The sequence below is a fragment of the Streptococcus sp. SG2 genome (assembly GCF_030439925.1).
Classification (GTDB): Bacteria; Bacillota; Bacilli; order Lactobacillales; family Streptococcaceae; genus Streptococcus; species Streptococcus gordonii.
In genome coordinates, this window is record NZ_JAQFJD010000004.1 from 120,472 (window position 1) to 139,350 (window position 18,879).

Below are 18,879 nucleotides of genomic sequence, written 5' to 3' on the forward strand. Positions count from 1 at the left end.
AAGAATGAGAGAACGATGTTTAAAAAGTTTTATAATAGCTATCTAGCTTATGTCCTGGTTTATACTTTTTATTTTTTATCCTTTGCCTTGTTTTCAAGCTTGATTTCAGTTTATATGTTGGGGTTGGGCTTTTCAGCTGGTCAGACATCTGTGGTCGTATCGGTCGCTTTTTTTGCTTCGATGCTGGCTCAACCGGTTATGGGAATTTTGAATGACCGCTTGAGTATCAAGAAGGTGACCCTGTTTAGCTTTGGAGCCATTATCTTTATTGCAATCTATTTTATGCAAGTCAGAGATTTGTTAGGCTTAACTATTGGATACAGTTTGGTGGTTATGCTGATTAATGGTGTCAATCCAGTTATGGATGTACTTGCTGCACGAAGTCCCTATACTTATGGAAAAATTCGAATCTGGGGAACGATTGGCTATGCTTTAGGTTCTCAACTGGCTGGTGTACTGTACCAGTATGTTTCTCCTATGGCTATTTTTATTGCTTTCATCGGAGCAATGATCATTACAATTGTCGGTGTCCTTTCCATTAAAATCCGCTCTGAATCTCCCAAATCAGATGAAGCCCCAAAAACCAAGAAAGACTCTTATATCAGTCAGATTTTGACCAATAAAACCTATCTCTACTATTTACTGATTGTTGCTCTTTATTCAGGAGTTGGAAATGCAGGTCATACTTATATTCCTGCCATGTTGCAACATAGTGGTTTGAGTGTTGGAATGGCCTCAACAGTTGTATCAATTTCTGTTATCTGTGAGTCACCTCTGATCTTTTATTCTTATCTTTTTATGGATAAGCTGTCTGCTAAAAAGCTCTTATTGTGTCCTTTACTGATTATGCTAGTCCAATACACAATTTATGGCCTCAATCTAGGGCTAGCCTCTAAAATCATTTTGACCCTGGCTTCTAAGCATGTTTCAGGTATGCTTCTCATTATGGTCACTTTAAAGATTGTCTCGGCAATTGTAGACTCCAAGTACTTAGTGACTGCTATTGCCCTAGTACAGACGGTTAGAAGTCTTGGCTCCATTTTTATTCAACATTTTGCTGGAGCTGTTATTGATGCAGCAGGATATGAGACAATGAGTTTCTTTCTAGCAGGTTTAATGGTCTTGGTGATAGATTTAGCTTGGTTTTTAAAGGTACCCGAAAAAGAAGACCAGAAGTTGTTTAGTTGACATTAATTTTTTAAAAAAATTTTTGAGCTTTTGATTAAGCTCTTTTCTTTTACGAATAAAGGAGGTAAATGTTTGAGGAGGTGTTCATGTTTTCAGCGCGTGATAAGGATGGGAAGATCCTTCATTTACTAAAGAAGTCATCCGTTTCAAAAGGAGATTATTTTTGCCCAGGGTGTGGAGGGCCTGTCCGTTTGAAAAAGGGGAAGATCATGCAGCCTCATTTTGCACATATTCGTTTATCCGACTGCCATTATAGTGTCGAAAATGAAAGTAGAGAACATCTAAACCTTAAGGCTGCCCTTTTTCGCTGGGCCAATCAAGCGACAAGAGTAGATGTCGAAGTGTTTTTGCCAGACTTGCAGCAGGTGGCGGATGTCTTAGTTGATGAGCGCCTTGCTTTAGAAGTTCAGTGTAGCAGTCTTTCCCAAGATAGACTTTGGGAGCGAAGTCATAGATATCGCCAAGCTGGCTATCAAGTTCTTTGGCTCCTGGGAAAGAAACTCTGGCTAAGGCAAATATTAACCCCCTTGCAGAAGCAATTCCTATATTTCAGTCAAAACATGGGTTTTCATATCTGGGAATTGGACGAGGAAAGAAAGGTGCTAAGGCTGAAGTATTTGATTCATGAAGATCTTCATGGGCAACTCCAGTATAAAGAAAAAGAATTTCCTTTTGAAAGAGGAGAATTGTTAGATATCTTACGATTGCCTTTTAGTAAGCAGGAAATGAGTAGTTTCTTAGTGAAGTCAGATTCTGATATTTGCCATTATATCCGACAGCAACTCTATTATCGAAATCCCAAGTGGATGAAAATACAGGCCAGCTATTATCAAAAAGGAAAAAATCTTTTAACCATGTCTAGAGAAGAATTCTATCCTCAAGTGCGCCCGATTCGTTCAGACCAGCCTTTATGTCAGATTTCACAAGACCTATCTGCTTATTATGAAAACTTTCAGCGCTATTATCAACATTCTCCAGATAAAAAGTACCAGATCGTCTACCCACCAGCCTTTTACGCAAGTTTAGATCAGTCTTGCTGAAAGTTGGTGTAGCCCAGTTGCCTATTTTTTTTGCATTCTAGAATCTATAAAAATCGTGTATAATAAAATAAACTTACTACCAAATGGATTAAGACGTTAGACTTTATATTAAGTCTCCGTCCCAAAAGGTATCAGAAGTAAAAGGAGCCATCATGAAGAAAATAATTGTCATCTTTTTGAGTATTCTAACGATCAGTTCAGGCATGATTTTAGGAGCTTGTAGTGTGGTAAACAGTCAGTCAGAAAAAAAGAATGAAAATATGCAAATGATTAAACTAGTAGAAAGTAAAGAGGCTGAAAAAGCATTTTATCATTGGTTTACTTATGTTGATCCTCGAGCATTTAAAAAAGAGGGCTTTATACAAAGTTATGAAATAGATAGAAGCTCAGTTTCAAAAAATCCAATGAGTGGGATAGACTTCAATATTATAATAAATGGAAATTCTGATTTTATTATCAGTTGCAATATAAATAAAAATAGTGACGGAGAGATAGAAAGCACTAGTGCCACTTATTCTGATAAGTTATCCCAAGCATTGGAAAAATAGGAGTTTGGCAAGGTATTAATAGATGATGAATAATTAAATGATAAGCAATATGTGGATATTGCATTAAGAGAATATCGTATTGATTCAAAAACTAAGGATGTGGTAATTGGGGAAGAGGGAAACGAAAGGGGTCGTCATGAAGAAAATGATTGTCATCATTCTGAGTATTCTAACTGTCAGTTCAGGCATGATTTTAGGAGTTTGTAGTGTGGTAAACAGTCGTTCAGAAAAAGAAGAAATGCTTCAGATTGCGGAAAGTCGAAAAGCTAAAAAGTTAGTTGAGGAAATGTTAAGGAAGAAAGATCCTGAAGCGTTAACAGAAAAGGGGATAATAAAAAAATATACAATAAATGAAAAAATCTTAAATATAATCCTATGGGTGGCTTAATAGTTGAGATTATAATAAACGATGACCCGGAATTAACAATTACCACAACATTGATGGAAGAGTCTGATGGAAAGCTAGAGCATTCAGGTTATGTAATCTCTGGTGAACTCGCAAAGAAATTGAGAGGAGAATAATATGGCGTATGATAAATAATTTAGTGATAAGAAAAACGACCTCTTTGGATCCGAGTCCTACATCGTAGGGAAACGGGTCCAAAGTTTTTTTAATATATTTTATCAATTGAAATATACAGCCATTTTCAAACTTGAGTTTTATATAAACAAGGAATTTGTGATAAAATAAAAGGAATGGAGGATTTTTTATGGCTAAACAAAGAAATGAAATTGAAGAAAAATATACATGGGATTTAAGCACGATTTTCCCTACAGATGAAGCCTTTGAGACTGAACTTGCACAGGTTTCTGAAGAATTAAAAAATGCAAGTAATCTAGCAGGACATCTGCTGGATTCGGCAGAAAGTCTTTTGACAACAACGGAAATTCAATTAGACTTGATGCGCCGTATTGAGAAACTTTATTCTTATGCTCACATGAAGAATGACCAGGATACTCGTGTGGCAAAATATCAGGAATACCAAGCTAAAGGAATGACTATTTACAGTGAGTTTGGCCAAACTTTTGCTTTCTATGAGCCAGAATTCATGGAAATTACAGAAGACCAATACCAAGCTTTTTTGGCTGAAAAACCTGAACTACAAACTTATCAACATTATTTTGATAAGCTTTTGCAGAAGAAGGAACACATCCTGACCCAGCGTGAAGAGGAGTTGTTGGCTGGTGCTGGAGAAATCTTTGGTGCTGCTAGTGAAACGTTTGCTATTTTGGACAATGCGGATATCGTCTTTCCAGTAGTTCACAATGAAAAGGGCGAAGAAGTCCAGTTGACACATGGGAACTATATTTCTCTAGTAGAGTCTAAAAATCGAGAAGTTCGTAAGGAAGCTTATGAAGCTCTTTATAGTATTTATGAGCAGTATCAGCATACTTATGCTAAGACCTTGCAGACAAATGTTAAGGTTCAAAATTACAACGCTAAAGTCCGCAAGTTCTCATCTGCCCGTGAGGCTGCTTTATCGGCTAACTTTATCCCGGAAAGTGTCTATGATAGCTTGGTTTCTGCTGTAGACAAACACCTTCCGCTTTTACAGCGTTATATTGCCTTGCGAGCAAAGATTTTGGGTATTTCTGATTTGAAGATGTACGATTTGTACACACCTTTGTCAGAAACAGATTACAAATTCACTTATGAGGAAGCCTTGGCTAAGTCTGAGGAAGTCTTGGCAATTTTGGGTGAGGATTATTTGAGTCGAGTGAAGACAGCCTTCTCAGAGCGCTGGATTGATGTTTATGAAAATCAAGGTAAGCGCTCAGGGGCATACTCAGGAGGATCTTATGATACCAATGCCTTTATGTTGCTCAACTGGCAGGATACACTAGATAATCTCTTTACCTTGGTGCACGAGACAGGCCACAGTATGCACTCCAGCTATACTCGTGAGACCCAGCCTTATGTTTACGGAGACTATTCTATCTTCCTAGCTGAGATTGCTTCAACGACCAATGAAAATATCTTGACAGAAAAGCTCTTGGAAGAAGTAGAAGACGACGCTACTCGCTTTGCGATTCTTAATCACTTCTTGGATGGCTTTAGAGGTACGGTCTTCCGTCAAACTCAGTTTGCGGAGTTTGAGCATGCAATCCACAAGGCTGACCAAGAAGGACAAGTATTGACTAGCGAGTTTCTCAATGAGCTCTATGCAGACTTAAACGAGAAATACTACGGCTTGAAAAAAGAGGACAATCCGCAGATTCAGTACGAATGGGCACGTATTCCTCACTTCTACTATAATTATTATGTTTTTCAATACTCTACAGGATTTGCAGCCGCTTCGGCCTTGGCTGAAAAGATTGTCCATGGTAGCCAAGAAGACAAGGACAAATATCTGAACTATCTCAAAGCTGGGAACTCTGACTATCCGCTCAATGTCATTAAAAAGGCGGGTGTGGATATGGAAAAAGAAGACTATCTAAATGCTGCCTTTGCAGTCTTTGAGCGCCGTCTGGATGAATTTGAAGCCTTGGTAGAAAAGTTGGGATTAGCATAAGATGGTCGAGACTTATAATCAAAACTCTAATCCCAATATGCGCCGGCCAGTAGTCAAGGAAGAGATTGTAGACTTTATGAGACAGCGTCTCCAGCCGGTCGCTGGTGGACTTAAGGAGCTGGAGGATTTTGCCAGAGCTGAAAATGTGCCCGTGATTCCCCATGAGACAGTGGCTTACTTTCGCCTGCTTCTCGAAAGTCTCCAGCCAGAGAAGATTTTAGAAATTGGGACTGCTATTGGTTTTTCGGCCCTTTTGATGGCGGAGCATGCACCTCAAGCTCAGATTACGACTATTGATCGCAATCCAGAGATGATTGAGCTCGCCAAGGCTAATTTTGCTAAGTATGATAGCCGTCAGCAGATCACCTTGCTGGAAGGGGATGCAGTGGATTTGCTTGAGACATTAGAGGATTCCTACGACCTTGTCTTTATGGACTCTGCCAAGTCCAAGTATGTGGTCTTTTTGCCTCAGGTCCTCAAGCGCCTCAATCCTGGCGGTCTGGTCCTCATTGATGATGTCTTCCAAGGAGGAGACGTTGCTAAGCCTTTTGAAGAAATTAAACGCGGCCAACGGGCTATTTACCGAGGTTTACATAGTCTTTTTGATGCAACTTTGGACAGTCCTGATCTGACTGCGAGTCTGTTACCGTTGGGAGATGGCCTTCTGATGCTTAGAAAATCAAAATAAGCTGTAGATTTATAGGATTTTATCTAATTTTTAGAAAAATTTAAGCCATCAAATTTAATTTGTGGTACAATAGGAAAAGTGAGTAAACCAAGCTGTGCACTTCATTTTTAAAGAATAAAGAACGCAGTAACTCAATCAAGAATAGAGACAATGGAATGAATTGTTTCAAGTCTAACAATTTTACAAAGGAGTTTTCATTAAAATGAAGAAAAAAATTGTCGCTGGGGCAGTAACCCTTTTGTCAGTAGCTGTCTTAGCTGCTTGTGGAAAATCATCAGGTTCTGACAAGGACATCATTACTATGAAGGGTGATACTATTACAGTATCTGAGTTTTATGATAAAGTGAAAAGTAACCCTTCTGCTCAGCAAGTTTTGTTGAATTTAACGATTAAAGAAGTATTTGAAAAACAATATGGCAAGAAAGTGACTGATAAAGAAGTCGAAGAAGCTTATGAAAAGAGTTCAAAGGCTTATGGAGATAATTTTGCTCGTGTCTTGGCTCAAGCAGGTTTGACAGAAGATGCTTATCGTGAACAAATTAGAACCAATAAGCTTGTAGAGTACGCCGTTAAAAAAGCTGCAGAAAAAGAACTTACTGATGAAAATTATAAAGCTGCATATGAAGCTTATACACCAGAAGTAACTGCGCAAATTATCAAGGTAGATAGTGAAGATAAGGCTAAGGAAGTGTTGGCAGCTGCTAAAGCTGAAGGAGCTGATTTTGCACAGTTGGCTAAAGACAATTCAACCGATGGCGATACCAAAGATAAAGGTGGCGAAATCAAGTTTGACTCTGCAGCTACTAATGTGCCAGATGCTGTGAAAAAAGCAGCTTTTGGTTTAGAAGCTAATGCAGTTTCAGATCTTGTAACTGTTCGTAGCAATCAAGGACAAGCAAGCTATTATATCGTTAAGTTGGTCAGCAAGACAGAGAAGTCTTCTAAGTGGGAAGATTATAAAGACAAATTGAAGCAAGTTATCTTAACTGCTAAGCAAAACAATACAAGCTTCATCCAAAGTGTTGTAGCAAAAGAATTGAAAGATGCAAACATCAAAGTTAAAGATGCTGCTTTCCAAAATCTCTTTTCTCAATACACCCAAACAAATACTTCATCTTCTTCATCAAAATAAGTTGACGAAGAAAGCATAAGCAAGTATAATGAAATGGTGAGAATTGATTTTTCAAGTTCTTAGTTCAGAGAATTGGCGGTGCTGCAAGCCATCTGAGACGAAAAATCATGCTACTCATCCTGCAAAATTGAATACGAAATGAGAATGACAAGTTCATTGAATGAAGGTGGTACCGCGGTTTTTCGCCCTTCGTGATATGGACTTGTCTTTTAATTTTTGGAGGTGTTTATGAAGACATTTCTTGTGAAACAAAAGTTTCGTTTTGGAGGCGAACGCTTCGATATCAAGGATGATGGAGGAGTAGTAAACTATCAGGTGGAGGGATCTTTTTTCAAAATTCCTAAGACCTTTACTATCTATGACGCCAATGGGGAGCAGGTCAGTGAAATCAGTAAAGAAATTTTTACCTTGCTTCCTCGCTTTAAGATTCAGCTACGTGACGGTTCGAATTTCTTCATTCGGAAGAAGTTGACCTTCTTGCGTGATAAGTATGAGTTTGATAGATTAGGGCTTCGAATTGAAGGCAACATCTGGGATTTAAATTTCAAATTGTTGGATGATCGTGATCAACTTGTCGCTGAGATTAAGAAAGAGATTTTCCATTTGACCTCGACTTACACTGTAACTGTCCTTGAGGACTCTTATGCAGATCTAGTCATTTCCCTCTGTGTGGCTATTGACTATGTCGAGATGCTGGAAAGTTCATCATCATAGGAAAAATATTGAAAAGATTTAAGGAGAAAAATAAATGAAACAAATGTCAAGTGCTCAAATTCGTCAAATGTGGTTAGACTTTTGGGCAAGCAAAGGCCACTCTGTAGAACCATCAGTCAGCTTGGTTCCTGTAAATGACCCAACTCTTTTGTGGATCAACTCAGGTGTGGCAACTCTTAAGAAATATTTTGACGGAACTATCAAGCCTGAAAATCCACGGATTACCAATGCGCAAAAAGCCATCCGTACCAACGACATCGAAAATGTCGGAAAAACGGCTCGTCACCATACTATGTTTGAAATGTTGGGGAACTTCTCTATCGGGGATTACTTCCGTGATGAAGCCATCACTTGGGCTTATGAGCTTTTGACAAGCCCAGAATGGTTTGATTTCCCAGCTGAAAAACTCTACATGACCTACTATCCAGACGATAAAGATTCTTACAATCGCTGGATTGAAGTAGGAGTGGATCCAAGTCACTTGATCCCAATCGAGGACAACTTCTGGGAAATCGGTGCGGGACCTTCTGGACCTGATACTGAGATTTTCTTTGACCGCGGAGAAGCTTTTGACCCAGAAAATATCGGTATTCGCCTGCTTGCAGAAGATATCGAAAACGACCGTTATATCGAAATCTGGAATATCGTTTTGTCACAATTTAACGCAGACCCTGCTGTTCCTCGTAGCGAATACAAGGAATTGCCACATAAGAACATTGATACGGGCGCTGGTTTGGAGCGTTTGGTGGCCGTTATCCAAGGGGCTAAGACAAACTTTGAAACAGACCTCTTCATGCCGATCATCCGTGAAGTTGAGAAGTTGTCAGGTAAGGTCTACGACCAAGATGGCGACAACATGAGCTTCAAGGTCATCGCTGACCACATCCGTTCCCTCTCATTTGCTATTGGAGATGGAGCTCTTCCAGGAAATGAAGGTCGTGGTTATGTCCTTCGCCGTCTCCTCCGTCGCGCGTCTATGCACGGTCAAAAATTGGGCATCAATGAGCCTTTCCTTTACAAACTCGTTCCAACAGTTGGCAAAATTATGGAAAGCTACTACCCAGAAGTGCTTGAAAAACGTGATTTTATTGAAAAAATTGTCAAGAGCGAAGAAGAATCATTTGCCCGTACCCTTCACTCAGGTCAACACTTTGCCCAAGGTATCGTAGCAGACTTGAAAGAAAAAGGTCAATCAGTGATTGCAGGTTCAGATGTCTTCAAACTCTACGACACTTACGGATTCCCAGTGGAATTGACAGAAGAAATCGCTGAAGAAGCTGGTATGACTGTAGACCGAGAAGGTTTTGAAGCAGCCATGAAAGAGCAGCAAGAACGTGCGCGTGCGTCAGCTGTTAAAGGTGGCTCAATGGGTATGCAAAATGAAACCCTTCAAAACATCACTGTAGAAAGTGTCTTCAACTACAATGCTAGCCAATTGCCTTCTAAGTTGGTGGCTATCGTAGCTGAAAACGCTGAAGTTGAAGCTGTTTCAGAGGGAACTGCCTCTCTTATCTTTGCGGAAACACCTTTCTACGCTGAAATGGGTGGACAAGTAGCTGACCACGGTCAAATCTTGGATGCTACAGGAAACCTTGTTGCTACTGTGATAGATGTTCAAAAAGCACCAAATGGACAAGCGCTTCATACTGTTGAAGTTCTTGCACCACTTGCTTTGAACCAAGAATACACTTTAGCGATTGATACTGACCGTCGTCTTCGTGTGATGAAGAATCACACAGCGACTCACCTGCTTCATGCAGCTCTTCACAATATCCTTGGTCACCATGCGACTCAAGCAGGTTCTCTGAACGAAGTAGAATTCCTTCGCTTTGACTTTACGCACTTCCAAGCCGTAACTCCTGAAGAATTGCGTGCTATTGAACAGCAGGTCAATGAGAAAATTTGGGAAGCAATTGCAGTGGAAACTGTTGAGACAGATATTGACACTGCTAAAGAAATGGGAGCTATGGCCCTCTTTGGTGAGAAGTATGGTAAGGAAGTCCGCGTTGTGACCATCGGCGACTACTCAGTGGAACTCTGTGGTGGTACCCATGTTGGCAACACTTCTGAGATTGGTCTCTTCAAGATTGTCAAAGAAGAAGGGATTGGTTCAGGTACTCGCCGTATCTTGGCAGTGACTGGTAAGGAAGCTTTTGAAGCCTACCGCGAACAAGAAGACGCTCTTAAAGCAGTAGCAGCTACCTTGAAAGCGCCTCAACTCAAGGAAGTACCTCACAAAGTCGAAGGACTTCAAGAGCAACTCCGTCAATTGCAAAAAGAAAATGCAGAGTTGAAAGAAAAAGCTACAGCTGCAGCAGCAGGCGATGTCTTCAAAGATGTGAAGGAAGTCAACGGACACCGTTACATTGCTAGTCAAGTTTCTGTATCAGATGCAGGTGCTCTTCGTACATTTGCAGATAACTGGAAACAAAAAGACTACTCTGACGTGCTTGTCCTAGTTGCAGCTATCGGTGACAAAGTTAATGTCCTTGTAGCAAGTAAGGCCAAAGACATTCACGCGGGTAACTTGGTTAAAGAATTGGCTCCAATCGTCGATGGACGTGGTGGTGGTAAACCAGACATGGCCATGGCAGGAGGAAGCAACCAAGCGAAAATCCAAGAACTCCTGGATGCAGTAGCAGGTAAATTGTAAGAAAAAAAAGATCTATCCACTTGGATAGGTCTTTTTCCGTGCTCTCAGCTTCATCACTTCTCTGTATGAGAAGAAGATATTCTGTTTTTAGGAAAGAAAGCATGAATGTTTTTTCAAAAAATAATGTTATTTTCGAAGTTTTTTTGTATAAAAATACAAAAATTACTTGACAAAGTGAAGAAATATACGTAGAATATAACGCATATTTATACGGAGGTGTTTTAAAAATATGCGAATTTCGATTGTAGGAATTACTGGTTACTCAGGAATGGAACTCCTCCGTATTTTACTGCAACATCCGCAGGTGGAGGTCGTTTCCCTTCATGCCAGCCGAGATATGGAGGCTCCTGTTTCAGAGCTTTATCCTCATTTGAAGGGGATTTGCGACTTAAAAATAGAAGCTTTTGACAGTCAGGAAATAATGCGACGAGCAGATCTTGTTTTCTTTGCAACGTCAAGTGGAGTGGCTAAAGATTTGTCAAAAGACTTTGTAGATGCAGGATTTCCAGTCATTGACCTATCAGGAGATCATCGTTTATCAGGGAATATTTATAAAAAATGGTATCAGAAAGAGCCAGCTGAAGACTATGTCCAAAAAGAGTTTATTTATGGGCTGTCTGAGTTTACAGATGTCCGAGGGAAGCGATTTATTGCCAATCCCGGCTGCTATGCAACGGCTACAGAGTTGGCCTTGATTCCCTTGTTGCAGGCTCAGGCTATTGAGCTAGACTCCATTATTGTCGATGCCAAAAGTGGCTTGACAGGGGCGGGGAAAAATCCAGCTGCATCCAGCCATTTTGTTCATGTGCACGACAACTATGTGACTTACAAGCTGAATCAGCATCAGCATATTCCTGAGATTGTACAGCAGTTACAGTGTTTTGATGAGGGATTGCAGAAGATTCAGTTTTCAACATCCCTCATTCCTGTCAATCGAGGTATCGTGGCGACGGTTTACATCAAGTTGAAAGAACCTTTGACTCGAGAAGAACTGGCTACTATTTATCAAGAATGCTATCAGGAGAAGCCTTTTGTCCGTATTCAAGCAACTCTGCCGAGTTTGCATCAGGTTGTCGGTACTAATTATACAGATATTGGTTTTGACTATAATCCTGTGACAAATATTTTAACTGTCGTGGCTGTGCTGGATAACCTGATCAAAGGGGCTGCTGGTCAGGCAGTTCAAAATATGAATCTGATGTTGGGCTTTCCTGAAACAGATGGCCTGCTCAGTCAACCGTCTTATGTCTAGATGAGAAAGGGTTAGATATGAAGATTATTGATGGAACAATTGCCAGTCCGCTAGGCTTTTCGGCTGACGGTTTACACGCTGGCTTTAAGAAAAAGAAGTTGGATTTTGGCTGGATTGTATCAGAAGTACCGGCCAGTGTGGCTGGAGTCTATACGACCAATAAAGTCATTGCTGCTCCGCTTCTAGTGACCAAAGCCTCAATCCAAAAGAGCCAGAAATTGCAGGCAATAGTGGTTAATTCTGGTGTTGCCAATTCCTGTACAGGCCAGCAGGGACTGGACGCTGCCTATGAAATGCAGCGATTGACTGCTCAAAAGCTGGAGATTGAGCCTGACTTAGTAGGTCTAGCTTCTACAGGAGTCATCGGCGAGCAGCTTCCAATGGATGCTCTGAAAAACGGCCTGTCACAGATTCTGGTGAGTGGCAAGGCAGAAGATTTTGCTGAGGCTATCTTAACGACGGATACTTGCACTAAGACCTGTGTAGTCACAGAAGAGTTTGGCTCAGAGCTGGTGACTATGGCGGGAGTGGCTAAGGGATCGGGCATGATTCATCCGAATATGGCGACCATGCTGGCCTTTATCACTTGTGACGCTAATATTTCCAGTGCTACCTTACAAAAGGTTCTCAGTCAGCATGTGGAGACGACTTTCAACCAAATTACGGTGGATGGAGATACATCGACCAATGACATGGTGCTAGTCATGGCGAACGGCTGCCAACAAAATGAAGAAATTCTGCCAGATACGGAAGAATTTGAAAAGTTTTCTAAGATGCTCCGCTATCTTATGGCTGACTTGGCTAGGAAAATTGCCAAGGATGGCGAGGGAGCGACCAAGCTGATTGAAGTTAATGTGCGGCATGCTAAGGATGAACAGAGCGGCCGTATGATTGCTAAGAGTATCGTTGGCTCTAGCTTGGTCAAAACAGCTATTTTTGGTCAAGATCCCAATTGGGGCCGAATCTTAGCAGCTATCGGCTATGCGGGAGCAGATGTCTCGGTTGATGACATTGATATTTGGATTGAGGGGATTCCAGTTATGCAGGCTTCTAGCCCTGTGGCTTTTGACCCTGAGGAAACGAGTGATGCCATGGCTGGGGAGCTACTGACCTTGACCATTGACCTGCACGATGGGGATGCTGAAGCCCAGGCCTGGGGCTGCGATCTATCCTATGATTATGTGAAAATCAATGCCCTCTATAGAACCTAAGGAGAAATGCAATGAAAGATGTGATTGTTATAAAAATTGGTGGTGTTGCTGCGCAAAAGCTGTCTGATAAGTTTATCAAGCAGATGCAAGAATGGATAGCAGCTGGTAAGAAAATCGTGGTCGTTCACGGGGGCGGTCTGGTAATAAACCAACTCATGAAAGAGCGTCAGCTACCAACTCGCAAGGTTAAGGGGTTGCGGGTGACAGCCAAGTCTGACTTACCCATCATTGAGCAGGCCTTGTTGGGTCAAGTCGGCCGGACACTGACTCAAGAACTGAACGATTCAGATATTGAAAGTCTTCAGCTGGTTTCACATTTGGGAAAGACAGTTTCGGCAGATTTTATCGATAAAGATCTCTATGGCTATGTCGGTCAGGTGACGGCGATTCAAACTGCTTATCTAGAGCTGCTGCTGGCTGAGGACATCGTCCCAGTGTTGGCTTCGCTAGGACAAAATGCAACTGGCGAGCTCTTAAATATCAATGCAGACTATCTGGCAGCAGCTGTTGCCAGCAGTTTACAGGCAGAGAAGCTGATTCTGATGACAGATATAGAAGGGGTTTTAGAGGATAAAAAAGTGCTGCCTCAACTTCTGACCAGTCAGGTTTCCAAGAAGATTCAGACAGGTGTCATCAAGGGTGGCATGATTCCCAAGATTGAGAGTGCTGTTCAGACTGTGCTTTCCGGTGTCGGGCAGGTTCTGATTGGCGATAATCTTTTGACGGGCACCTTGATAGCAGAGGGATAATGATGACTTATTTATTTGAAAACTACAAGCGAGCGCCTATTGAGTTTGTTAAAGCAGAGGGCTCCTATCTGATTGACAGTGAGGGAAAGGTTTATTTGGACTTTTCATCGGGGATTGGCGTAACCAATCTTGGCTTTCACCCGCAGGTTCAGCAGGCTTTGATCCAGCAAGCAGGGCGCATCTGGCACAGCCCCAATCTTTATCTTAGCTCCCTGCAAGAGCAGGTGTCTCAGGAACTGGCAGGTTCTTATGATTATTTGGCATTTTTCTGTAATAGCGGAGCGGAAGCCAATGAAGCAGCTATTAAGCTAGCTCGTAAGGCTACTGGCAAGCAAGGCTTTATCACCTTTCAGCAATCCTTTCACGGTCGGACCTTTGGTGCTATGGCCGCAACAGGACAGGATAAGATTAAGGAAGGATTTGGTGATGGGGTGCCCCATTTCAGCTATGCGGTTTACAATGATCTTGCCAGCGTAGAAAAGTTGGTCAATCAGGATACGGCAGCTGTCATGTTGGAATTGGTCCAAGGAGAATCAGGGGTTCGTCCAGCAGAAGCAGCTTTTGTCAAAGACTTGGCTGATGTCTGTCAACAAGAGGGGATTTTGCTGATTGTTGATGAGGTCCAGACAGGTATGGGGCGCACTGGTCAGCTTTATTCCTTTGAGCATTATGGGATTATACCGGATATTGTGACACTGGCTAAGGGTCTGGCCAATGGCCTGCCCGTAGGCGCTCTATTAGGAAAATCCAGCTTGGCTCCCGCTTTTGGACCTGGCAGTCATGGTTCTACCTTTGGTGGCAATAAATTAGCCATGGCAGCTGCCTTGGAGACCTTGCATATCATGAAAGAGGCGGGCTTTATGGAAGAAGTCAGGTCTAAGAGTGCCATCTTACTGGAGCAGTTGCAGCTTGCTTTTCAGGACCATCCAAAGATTTCTGCTGTTCGCGGTCTGGGCATGATGATTGGGATTGAGACAAGCGCCAGTCTGTCAAAGATTGTTGAAGCTGCTCGTCAGAAAGGCTTGATTATCCTGACCGCCGGAGAGAATGTTATCCGTCTCCTGCCGCCTTTGACTATCAGCAGGGAGGAAATCCAGCAGGGGATTACTGTTTTAAAAGAAGTATTTTCAGAAGTAGATGAATAAAGGAAAAGGATTCAGTTTGAGCTGGATTCTTTTTTGTCTATGATAATAGTACTTTTGACAAGAATTGTTATTTTTTTGACAAAGATACTTGTCAAAAAGAAAAGAATCTGTTACAATACTTTTGAACAGGAAATGGAGGGACGCTTATGAATGTATTCTTATGGTTCTTGTTTCCGATGACTTTTATGGTTTTTATCTTTGGGATTGATTCTTCCAATAAGTTAAAACGGATGCAGGGACGGATAAAGTCTTTAGAAAGAAATAGAAAAGGAGAGAAAACAATGTCACGATTTTTAAAAGAGATGATTGGAAAGAAACCAATGATTACTAGGGAATTGATTGGGACAAATGATTGGCTTGTAGTGGATGTGGATGAAGACTGGGTTAAGCTTAGTAAAACAGATAAAAAAGGCCAGAAAAAAACGAAGCTTATGCGCATTGAAGATATTCGGTCTGTTGAATTGCTGGAGAATTGAGAGGAAATTTCATGAAATTAAAGAATCGTCTCAAGGAGTTGCGAGCGCGAGATGGCCTCAATCAGACAGAGTTAGCAAGGAGAGCAGAAGTATCCAGACAGACTATCAGTCTCTTGGAACGAGGCGAGTACACTCCCTCTATCATTATTGCGTTGAAAATTGCTCATATTTTTGGAGAAACTGTCGAGAACGTTTTTAGAATCGAGGAAGAATGAAACAACTTAAAAATAATCGTCAACTTTTGCTTTTATCTTTGTTTATTGTTTATGTCTTGTCTTATGTTTTAAAAGATGCAGGGCTACTTCAAATAGAATTGCCCCTGAGGTTAGAATGGGCTGTTGTGTTTTATCTCACTCTAGCAGCTATCCTAGATAAAAGAATAAGCCATAAACGAAAAGCTAGCGGTAAGTCGAGTATAAACTCTAGATTGAGAGATAGGAAAGGAAAATCATGACAACGAAAAAAAGAATAATGAGAAATGTAATTTTCTTAATTCTAGCCATAATCATTGGAGGAGCAATCGGCTTCTTTGCTGCTCGCATTGAACATGTCTCTTGGCCAAGTTTTTTGAATGTAGGACTACTACAAAACATAGGACGTGTTTGCTTGACCATTCTTTATCCTTTAACCTTTTATTTAATCTACCAAGCAAATAAGTATCATCTGTCTATGGAGAAAGAAGAGGATGAGGATAAGGAGTATGAACTTTATCGTCAAACCTTTAAAACGTTAGAATCTGTGACGATCTTATTTAATGTCACCTCTGCTTTGACTTTATTTACCTTATTTGTTGGTGTAAACTATGTTTTTCCATTATTAGAAGCTGGTGCGGTGTTTTGGATTAATCTATATGATGGAGTTATTCTTCTAGCCCTTGTAATTGCCCAAATAGTATTGCTCAAGACGACACAGAAAATTCGAAAATATAAACTATCGATAGCACCTACCGTTGAAGAAATGAAGAAATTTGCTTTTTCCTTTGACGAGGGAGAACTACAAGCTAACTATGAACAGAGCTTTTTGATCCTCTTTAATCTAAATCAACGGGTCATTCCTAGCCTTTATGTTCTGATGTGGTTAGTGGGCTTACTGACTCCGATGAATGTTGTTTCAGCTTATATCGTACTGACCATTATTTTCATTTATATCAATGTCATGTTCTATCCTATGGTTAAAAAGTACTTTAAATAAAAGAAGAGAGGATTGACTATGAAATTACTGCGAAAGATTGATTTTTTAACGGATAAGAAAACGAACCTTTGGCTTAATATAGGAGCTCTTTTATTAATTCTCCTTTTTCTCTTTTTCTTTGCTTGGGTAGCACTTGAATTGTTAGAAGAAGACGAGGGGCTGTTCGTCTTTACAGACTTTTTATACTTGTTCGCCTTGCTGGTTGTGCATGAGTTGATCCATGGCTTTTTCTTCAAGATCTTTGGTAATGAAAAAACGAAGGTCAAATTTGGTTTTAAAAACGGTATGGCCTACGCGACTAGCCCTGGGAGTTTTTATAGCAGGGGTAAGATGTTGATCATTGCTCTGGCACCCTTTGTTTTGATCAGTCTCTTTTTAACAGTCTGTTGTGAACTTGAATGGCTATCCAGCCCTTCCTACATTGCTCTGGCTAGCATTCATGCAGCCTCTTGTATCGGTGATTTTTATTTGTCTTATATCCTCATTAGTCAGAAGGAAGAAATTCTTGTTGAAGATACCGAAGTTGGTCTAAATATTTATCGAAAGGATTAGAAATATGAAGAATACAAAGAACATCAAAACCTTCCTTGTCCATTTAGGACTTTATTCTTTAGTTATATTGTCTTATTTTGTTATTTTTTCAAGCATCATTTCTAGTGTTTTAGAATCTCTGATGATGGGAACCTCTCAATATATTGCTCTCCCGATCCTTTTATTCTTATCGGCTTTATATATTATTCCTTTGTGGAAATGGTATCAGCATGATTTTAAATTAGAGGTGAAAAAAACAAGGATAATCTCTTCTGTTTGGCTACCGGTCATTCTTTTGATCGCTTTTATAATTTTCCAAGAATTAATGCCCACGAATCCGTCGGAAAATCAAAATAATGTAGAAATGCTGATTGCTTATCAGCCTGCATTTGCTTTTATTTTTGTGGTTTTCCTTGCTCCGATTGTTGAAGAGCTGCTGACTCGAGGTTTTATGGCTAAGTTCTTTTTCTCAAACCAAGTGACTTCCTTACGAAAGTTACTCTATATTCTTGTCTCCTCTACTCTATTTTCTCTACTTCATAGGCCAGCAACCCCAGGCCAATTTCTAACGTATTTTATTATGGGAGTTATCTTTGCCTTAGGATATTTATGTAGAAAAGATTTACGTTATGCGATTGCTTTGCATATGGCTAATAATTTGCTTGCCTTTCTTCTTCTCATTTTCCTTCGTTAAAAAGTGAGAACCAATACTATTGAATGATCTTTTCAAGATTTGTTATTTAAAATAGTATATAAAAAACCCATTCCAAATTTTGGAATGGGTTTTGTTTTTATAAGCCATAATTGTAGTCTTCATCTTGCATAGCTTCCACTTCACCAAGTAGGTAGCCATTACCAACTTGGGAGAAGAAGTCATGGTTGGAAGTACCAGTTGAGATACCGTTCATAACAATTGGGTTTACATCATCAGCGGTATCTGGGAAGAGAGGATCTTGGCCTAGGTTCATCAAGGCCTTATTGGCGTTGTAGCGTAGGAAGGTCTTGACTTCCTCTGTCCAGCCAACACCGTCATAGAGACTTTCTGTATAACCTTCTTCATTTTCATAGAGGGTGTAGAGCAGATCGTACATCCATTCTTTGAGTTTTTCTTGCTCGTTTTCTGGTAATTCGTTAAAACCTAGCTGGAACTTGTAGCCGATGTAGGTTCCGTGGACGGATTCATCACGGATAATCAGCTTGATAATCTCAGCGACGTTAGCCAGTTTATTATTCCCCAGATAGTAAAGTGGAGTGAAGAAACCAGAGTAGAAGAGGAATGTTTCCAAGAAAACGCTGGCTACTTTCTTTTCTAAGGCTGTACCATTTAAGTATATCTCATTGATAATTTCAGCTTTCTTTTGCAAGTATGGGTTTGTATTGGTCCAAGCAAAGATTTCATCGATTTCTGACTTGGTGTTAAGCGTAGAAAAGATAGAAGAGTAAGACTTGGCGTGAACGGACTCCATGAATTGAATGTTGTTGAAGACAGCTTCTTCGTGGGCTGTACGGACGTCCTTACGTAGGGCATCTACACCAGATTCAGACTGGAGGGTATCCAGCAGGGTCAGACCACCGAAGACCTTGCCGACCAAGTCCTTTTCCTTGTGAGACAGCTTTCTCCAGTCATCCAGGTCATTAGACAGGGGAATTCGGGTATCCAGCCAGAATTGTTCTGTCAATTTTTCCCAAGTTGATTTATCGATAACATCTTCAATAGCGTTCCAGTTAATGGCTTTGTAGTAAGTTTCCATTTGAAATCTCTTTCTATGTGTTGTGATGTGATAAAGAATCATTATTATTTTATCACAATTTTATAAGGGGATCGAACAAAAAGTCGGCGAACCGACT

At 40.6% G+C, this 18,879-nt stretch carries 19 protein-coding genes and 1 pseudogene; 19 read left to right on the forward strand and 1 reads right to left on the reverse strand.

Going from position 1 to position 18,879, the window contains the following annotated elements; translation table 11 throughout:
* Positions 1 to 15: 15 nt before the first annotated feature.
* From PCY09_RS08840 to PCY09_RS08930, 19 genes and pseudogenes are all read left to right on the forward strand, one after another.
* A complete protein-coding gene (locus PCY09_RS08840) occupies positions 16 to 1,188 on the forward strand; it encodes an MFS transporter (RefSeq protein WP_125397242.1) in 1,173 nt (390 codons plus the stop codon).
* Between the two features lie 86 nt (positions 1,189 to 1,274).
* Positions 1,275 to 2,228 carry a competence protein CoiA gene (locus PCY09_RS08845; protein WP_125397241.1) on the forward strand — a complete coding sequence of 318 codons (954 nt, stop codon included), beginning with the start codon at positions 1,275 to 1,277 and terminating at the stop codon, positions 2,226 to 2,228.
* A gap of 152 nt (positions 2,229 to 2,380) precedes the next feature.
* A complete protein-coding gene (locus tag PCY09_RS08850; protein ID WP_301556710.1) occupies positions 2,381 to 2,776 on the forward strand; it encodes a DUF1310 family protein in 396 nt (131 codons plus the stop codon).
* A 136-nt stretch (positions 2,777 to 2,912) separates the two neighbouring features.
* Positions 2,913 to 3,298 (forward strand): annotated as a pseudogene (locus PCY09_RS08855) (DUF1310 family protein).
* A 188-nt stretch (positions 3,299 to 3,486) separates the two neighbouring features.
* A complete protein-coding gene (gene pepF, locus PCY09_RS08860; RefSeq protein ID WP_125397240.1) occupies positions 3,487 to 5,289 on the forward strand; it encodes an oligoendopeptidase F in 1,803 nt (600 codons plus the stop codon).
* A gap of 1 nt (position 5,290) precedes the next feature.
* Entirely contained in the window at positions 5,291 to 5,977 is a 687-nt protein-coding gene (locus PCY09_RS08865; protein WP_125397239.1) for an O-methyltransferase, read from the forward strand.
* A 202-nt stretch (positions 5,978 to 6,179) separates the two neighbouring features.
* Positions 6,180 to 7,109 (forward strand): peptidylprolyl isomerase PrsA, encoded by a 930-nt coding sequence (prsA, locus tag PCY09_RS08870; protein WP_125397238.1) that lies wholly within the window; start codon positions 6,180 to 6,182, stop codon positions 7,107 to 7,109.
* 228 nt (positions 7,110 to 7,337) lie between these two features.
* Positions 7,338 to 7,823: an LURP-one-related/scramblase family protein gene (locus PCY09_RS08875; RefSeq protein WP_125377022.1), complete on the forward strand. Its 486-nt coding sequence runs from the start codon at positions 7,338 to 7,340 to the stop codon at positions 7,821 to 7,823.
* 34 nt (positions 7,824 to 7,857) lie between these two features.
* Complete coding sequence (gene alaS, locus PCY09_RS08880) at positions 7,858 to 10,476, forward strand: alanine--tRNA ligase (RefSeq protein WP_125397237.1); 2,619 nt, start codon at positions 7,858 to 7,860, stop codon at positions 10,474 to 10,476.
* Positions 10,477 to 10,705: 229 nt separating this feature from the next.
* Complete coding sequence (argC, locus tag PCY09_RS08885; RefSeq protein ID WP_125397236.1) at positions 10,706 to 11,728, forward strand: N-acetyl-gamma-glutamyl-phosphate reductase; 1,023 nt, start codon at positions 10,706 to 10,708, stop codon at positions 11,726 to 11,728.
* 17 nt (positions 11,729 to 11,745) lie between these two features.
* Positions 11,746 to 12,939, forward strand: a complete 1,194-nt coding sequence (gene argJ / locus PCY09_RS08890) for a bifunctional glutamate N-acetyltransferase/amino-acid acetyltransferase ArgJ (RefSeq protein WP_125397235.1) — start codon at positions 11,746 to 11,748, stop codon at positions 12,937 to 12,939.
* An 11-nt stretch (positions 12,940 to 12,950) separates the two neighbouring features.
* Positions 12,951 to 13,688 (forward strand): acetylglutamate kinase, encoded by a 738-nt coding sequence (gene argB, locus PCY09_RS08895; RefSeq protein ID WP_082307464.1) that lies wholly within the window; start codon positions 12,951 to 12,953, stop codon positions 13,686 to 13,688.
* 2 nt (positions 13,689 to 13,690) lie between these two features.
* On the forward strand, positions 13,691 to 14,833 hold the full coding sequence (locus PCY09_RS08900; RefSeq protein WP_125369922.1) for an acetylornithine transaminase: 1,143 nt from the start codon (positions 13,691 to 13,693) through the stop codon (positions 14,831 to 14,833).
* A gap of 146 nt (positions 14,834 to 14,979) precedes the next feature.
* Positions 14,980 to 15,309, forward strand: coding sequence for a hypothetical protein (locus PCY09_RS08905; RefSeq protein ID WP_061602164.1), 330 nt, complete (start codon positions 14,980 to 14,982; stop codon positions 15,307 to 15,309).
* A gap of 11 nt (positions 15,310 to 15,320) precedes the next feature.
* Positions 15,321 to 15,524: a helix-turn-helix transcriptional regulator gene (locus PCY09_RS08910; protein WP_008809497.1), complete on the forward strand. Its 204-nt coding sequence runs from the start codon at positions 15,321 to 15,323 to the stop codon at positions 15,522 to 15,524.
* Positions 15,521 to 15,763, forward strand: coding sequence for a hypothetical protein (locus tag PCY09_RS08915; RefSeq protein WP_048777491.1), 243 nt, complete (start codon positions 15,521 to 15,523; stop codon positions 15,761 to 15,763). The genes PCY09_RS08910 and PCY09_RS08915 overlap by 4 nt, the downstream gene beginning before the upstream one ends.
* Positions 15,760 to 16,500, forward strand: a complete 741-nt coding sequence (locus PCY09_RS08920) for a DUF3169 family protein (protein WP_048777490.1) — start codon at positions 15,760 to 15,762, stop codon at positions 16,498 to 16,500. The genes PCY09_RS08915 and PCY09_RS08920 overlap by 4 nt, the downstream gene beginning before the upstream one ends.
* 18 nt (positions 16,501 to 16,518) lie before the next feature.
* Complete coding sequence (locus tag PCY09_RS08925; protein ID WP_125397234.1) at positions 16,519 to 17,052, forward strand: DUF3267 domain-containing protein; 534 nt, start codon at positions 16,519 to 16,521, stop codon at positions 17,050 to 17,052.
* 4 nt (positions 17,053 to 17,056) lie between these two features.
* On the forward strand, positions 17,057 to 17,725 hold the full coding sequence (locus PCY09_RS08930; RefSeq protein ID WP_061595978.1) for a CPBP family intramembrane glutamic endopeptidase: 669 nt from the start codon (positions 17,057 to 17,059) through the stop codon (positions 17,723 to 17,725).
* Between the two features lie 97 nt (positions 17,726 to 17,822).
* Here the strand turns inward: PCY09_RS08930 and nrdF are convergent, their stop codons facing one another.
* A complete protein-coding gene (gene nrdF, locus PCY09_RS08935) occupies positions 17,823 to 18,782 on the reverse strand; it encodes a class 1b ribonucleoside-diphosphate reductase subunit beta (protein ID WP_061595977.1) in 960 nt (319 codons plus the stop codon).
* Positions 18,783 to 18,879: the final 97 nt, after the last annotated feature.

Coding starts and splice junctions, on each gene's coding strand:
- PCY09_RS08910 (WP_008809497.1), top strand. CDS start 15,321: ATGAAATTAAAGAATCGTCTCAAGGAGTTGCGAGCGCGAGATGGCCTC.
- argB (WP_082307464.1), top strand. CDS start 12,951: ATGAAAGATGTGATTGTTATAAAAATTGGTGGTGTTGCTGCGCAAAAG.
- nrdF (WP_061595977.1), bottom strand. CDS start 18,782: ATGGAAACTTACTACAAAGCCATTAACTGGAACGCTATTGAAGATGTT.
- argJ (WP_125397235.1), top strand. CDS start 11,746: ATGAAGATTATTGATGGAACAATTGCCAGTCCGCTAGGCTTTTCGGCT.
- pepF (WP_125397240.1), top strand. CDS start 3,487: ATGGCTAAACAAAGAAATGAAATTGAAGAAAAATATACATGGGATTTA.
- PCY09_RS08920 (WP_048777490.1), top strand. CDS start 15,760: ATGACAACGAAAAAAAGAATAATGAGAAATGTAATTTTCTTAATTCTA.
- PCY09_RS08850 (WP_301556710.1), top strand. CDS start 2,381: ATGAAGAAAATAATTGTCATCTTTTTGAGTATTCTAACGATCAGTTCA.
- argC (WP_125397236.1), top strand. CDS start 10,706: ATGCGAATTTCGATTGTAGGAATTACTGGTTACTCAGGAATGGAACTC.
- PCY09_RS08865 (WP_125397239.1), top strand. CDS start 5,291: ATGGTCGAGACTTATAATCAAAACTCTAATCCCAATATGCGCCGGCCA.
- PCY09_RS08930 (WP_061595978.1), top strand. CDS start 17,057: ATGAAGAATACAAAGAACATCAAAACCTTCCTTGTCCATTTAGGACTT.
- PCY09_RS08900 (WP_125369922.1), top strand. CDS start 13,691: ATGACTTATTTATTTGAAAACTACAAGCGAGCGCCTATTGAGTTTGTT.
- PCY09_RS08845 (WP_125397241.1), top strand. CDS start 1,275: ATGTTTTCAGCGCGTGATAAGGATGGGAAGATCCTTCATTTACTAAAG.
- prsA (WP_125397238.1), top strand. CDS start 6,180: ATGAAGAAAAAAATTGTCGCTGGGGCAGTAACCCTTTTGTCAGTAGCT.
- PCY09_RS08905 (WP_061602164.1), top strand. CDS start 14,980: ATGAATGTATTCTTATGGTTCTTGTTTCCGATGACTTTTATGGTTTTT.
- alaS (WP_125397237.1), top strand. CDS start 7,858: ATGAAACAAATGTCAAGTGCTCAAATTCGTCAAATGTGGTTAGACTTT.
- PCY09_RS08840 (WP_125397242.1), top strand. CDS start 16: ATGTTTAAAAAGTTTTATAATAGCTATCTAGCTTATGTCCTGGTTTAT.
- PCY09_RS08925 (WP_125397234.1), top strand. CDS start 16,519: ATGAAATTACTGCGAAAGATTGATTTTTTAACGGATAAGAAAACGAAC.
- PCY09_RS08915 (WP_048777491.1), top strand. CDS start 15,521: ATGAAACAACTTAAAAATAATCGTCAACTTTTGCTTTTATCTTTGTTT.
- PCY09_RS08875 (WP_125377022.1), top strand. CDS start 7,338: ATGAAGACATTTCTTGTGAAACAAAAGTTTCGTTTTGGAGGCGAACGC.